Origin of the sequence: Anoxybacillus sp. (assembly GCF_036834105.1) — a bacterium.
In the GTDB taxonomy this organism is placed as follows: Bacteria; Bacillota; Bacilli; order Bacillales; family Anoxybacillaceae; genus Anoxybacillus.
The window spans coordinates 1-3,249 of record NZ_DAITON010000186.1 but is presented as its reverse complement, the minus strand read 5'-3'; the positions used below and the strand labels follow the sequence as shown (position 1 = coordinate 3,249).

The window sequence follows — 3,249 nt, the reverse complement described above, 5'->3', positions numbered from 1 at the left end:
CTGTTTGTCTCTTAGGGATGGAAATTAATGTAATAAAAAATGCTCATCTACAGTTACCAAATGCAAAACAATCTGTATCAGAGCAGTTTGTCATCGTAAAAAGAAAACATACGTGGATTATGACATGGTTGTATATCGCAACGTTCGGTTCGTTTATTGGATATGCGGCAGCGTTTCCGCTTTTATTAAAATCACAATTTCCAGAACACGTCTCGCTTGCCTTTTTAGGGGCATTTTTAGCAGCTTCATTCCGTCCAGTCGGTGGTTGGTTGTCTGATAAGCTAGGAGGGGCGCGCGTAACAAACTACGTCCTAATGACTATGGGGCTTGGCGCTGCTGCGGTCATGTATTTTACAACTGAAAAACATTTTATCGGATTTATTGTATCTTTCATGATCTTATTTATTGCTGCCGGAATGGGATCAGGGTCAACATTCCAAATGATCCCGATCATCTTCCCACCAAAAGAAGCAGCACCTGTTCTTGGTTTTACGGCAGCGTTTGCAGCGTACGGTTCATTCTTTATTCCAAAGCTATTCGGTTGGGCATCTCAAAACACAGGGACACCGATTACGGCATTTTATTTCTTTATCGCATTTTATGTTGTATCGGTTGTATTAAACTGGTATTATTATGCTAGAAAAAACGCAGAAGTAAAATGTTAAGTGAATGAAAAAAGGGAGTATCTGTCATGGATATTCCCTTTTATTGATATATGGAGGAATTGAGAATGAAAAGAATATTATTTTTTATTATGCTTTTTTTGCTAGCCGCATGTCAGTCTCTATCTGCACAGCCATCTTCTCCACCGACAATTAAAGTTGCAGCAGCGGCGGATTTAACGAACGTTTTCAAAGAAATAGGGGAACAATTTAGAAAGGAAACAGGGACAAACGTTACATTTGTTTTCGGCTCGAGCGGTCAACTAGCAGAACAAATCAAACAAGGAGCTCCGTTTGATGTATTTGCTTCAGCACATGTGAAATATGTTGATGAACTCATTCGTGAGCACGTGGCTATAGAAAAAACAAAAAATATATATGCATTTGGCCGCATTGGGCTCGCTGTAAAAGAAGGGGTAGCAGTAACGTCATTGGAGGATGTATCAAAAGAAGAAGTGAAAAAAATAGCGATCGCTAATCCCGATCATGCCCCTTATGGATTAGCGGCGAAACAAGCGTTAGAACGAGCGGGTTTATGGGAGCAAGTAAAGCAAAAAATTGTTTACGGAAGAAACATTGCCGATACGCTTACTTATGTAGATTCAGGCAACGTGGAAGTAGCAATTGTTGCCCTCGGATTAATGAAAGACCATCATTTGCCGTTCTATCTTATCGATGAACGTATGCATGATCCGATTCGACAGGCGATTGTTGTTACAAAACAAACAGCCCATGAAAAAGAAGCGCATGCGTTTATTGAGTTTTTAAAAGGACCGAACGGAACGAGTATTATGAAAAAATACGGTTTTATCATTCCTGAGGAGGAATAATCGTGCAGGCAATGAATCTTTTTCCGCTCTTTTTATCATTAAAAGTAGCAACAATTGCAACAAGTTGTGCACTAGTTGTCGGACTGCCCATTTCCTATTATTTGAGCCGCTCTAACCATAAAATAAGTGATATACTTGATTCATTGTTTACGTTGCCGATTGTATTGCCCCCGACAGTTCTTGGTTATTATTTACTTGTGCTACTCGGGCGATCTAGCCCAATCGGTCGTTTTTTAGAAGATACGTTTGGGATAATGATTGTGTTTACGCCAACGGGAGCGGTTGTTGCTGCATTTGTTGTCGCTTTGCCGTTTTTCGTGAAAACGGCACGTGCAGCATTTGCGAGCATTGATGAGCAATTGCTAAATGCTGCAAGAGTGCTCGGTCGATCTGAATGGGATATTTTTTTCGCCGTTGTCATCCCGCTTTCTTGGCGTAGCATTGCATCTGCAACTACACTTGTCTTTGCACGTGCGCTCGGCGATTTTGGAACGACGTTAATGGTTGCAGGAAGCATTCCAAATGAAACGATGACGATGCCTATTGCCATTTACGATGCGTTGCTTGCGGGGGATAAAAAAATGGCGAATATACTCGTCCTTATCATGACCGTTGTATCTATTGCTTTGTTGTACACAATGAAACGATTAGAAAAACGAATGATTCGAGGAGAAAACGATGCTGTACGTCGCCATTAAGAAAACATTTCCACACTTTCAGTTAGACGCTCATTTTACAATTCAAAACGGAATTGTCGGGATTTTAGGTGCATCGGGATGTGGAAAAAGTTTAACATTGCAAAGCATTGCAGGATTACAGCAGCCGGATGAAGGAATTATTCAATTGCACGATCGGTTATTTTTTCATTCAGACAAACGGCTCCACGTTCCTGCCTGTTACCGAAACGTAGGCTATATGTTTCAACATTATGCCCTTTTTCCACATTTAACAGTTTACGAAAATATTGCGTTCGGTTTGAAAAAATGGCCGAAGAAACAAGTGCAACGTGCGGTTATAAACATGATTAGAAACATCGGATTAGAAGGGTATGAGAACTACTACCCACATCAACTATCTGGCGGTCAGCAACAGCGAGTTGCGCTTGCACGTACGCTTGTTACAAACCCAAGCATATTATTGCTTGACGAGCCTTTTTCAGCGCTCGATCATCACACAAAACAAGTGATGGAACAACAATTTTTCTCTTATTTACAACAACACTTTTCTGGTATCGTTCTTTTTGTTACACATCATTTAGAAGAAGCCTATCGGTTATGTGACGAACTTATTTTATATGACCTTGGTCGCGTCATACAACAAGGAAAGAAAGAATGCGTATTTCATGAACCGGACAATGTACAGGCTGCAAAAATTGTCGGCTGTAAAAACATATTTCCTTGTACGGTTGATGATAGAGGAAAGCAGCTTGTTTGCTCCGTCAATGGCGCATCACTCATTGTTCCTGCCCATAAAAAAAAGAATAAGGCAACACATATGGGCATTCACTCACACCATATTCGTTTTGTAGATGAAGCGACATGCAACGCTTTTTCTTTTCAGATCATTCGGGCCGTTCCAAATGTATATACGTATGATGTGACATTGCAAACCGATCATTTTACATTGCAGGCAAGCGTAAGTGAAGAACAGTGGAAGCATATACACAATAAAAAAGTATATTTGCCGCCCGAGCATTTATTTCTTTTACTGTAGATGAGCAAATTTACTAACATAAATTTACAACCAAACAAAAAAAG

Annotated in this window: 4 protein-coding genes; all 4 read left to right on the top strand. The window is 40.3% G+C overall.

What is annotated here, in order from left to right; all coding sequences use genetic code 11:
- Window positions 1-665, top strand: a 665-nt coding sequence (locus V7Z64_RS12540) for an MFS transporter (RefSeq protein WP_334110621.1), incomplete at its 5' end; no start/stop codon positions are given.
- A 65-nt stretch (window positions 666-730) separates the two neighbouring features.
- The gene (gene modA / locus V7Z64_RS12535) at window positions 731-1,492 is read left to right on the top strand and encodes a molybdate ABC transporter substrate-binding protein (protein ID WP_297987960.1); all 762 of its coding nucleotides are present in this window, start codon (window positions 731-733) and stop codon (window positions 1,490-1,492) included.
- Window positions 1,493-1,494: 2 nt separating this feature from the next.
- The gene (gene modB, locus V7Z64_RS12530) at window positions 1,495-2,190 is read left to right on the top strand and encodes a molybdate ABC transporter permease subunit (protein WP_003394288.1); all 696 of its coding nucleotides are present in this window, start codon (window positions 1,495-1,497) and stop codon (window positions 2,188-2,190) included.
- A complete protein-coding gene (locus V7Z64_RS12525) occupies window positions 2,171-3,205 on the top strand; it encodes a sulfate/molybdate ABC transporter ATP-binding protein (protein WP_297987965.1) in 1,035 nt (344 codons plus the stop codon). Before modB ends, V7Z64_RS12525 begins: the two co-directional genes overlap by 20 nt.
- Window positions 3,206-3,249: the final 44 nt, after the last annotated feature.

Bases quoted from the DNA above. Each gene is read 5' to 3' on its own strand.
- modA (WP_297987960.1), top strand. From the start codon at position 731: ATGAAAAGAATATTATTTTTTATTATGCTTTTTTTGCTAGCCGCATGT.
- V7Z64_RS12525 (WP_297987965.1), top strand. From the start codon at position 2,171: ATGCTGTACGTCGCCATTAAGAAAACATTTCCACACTTTCAGTTAGAC.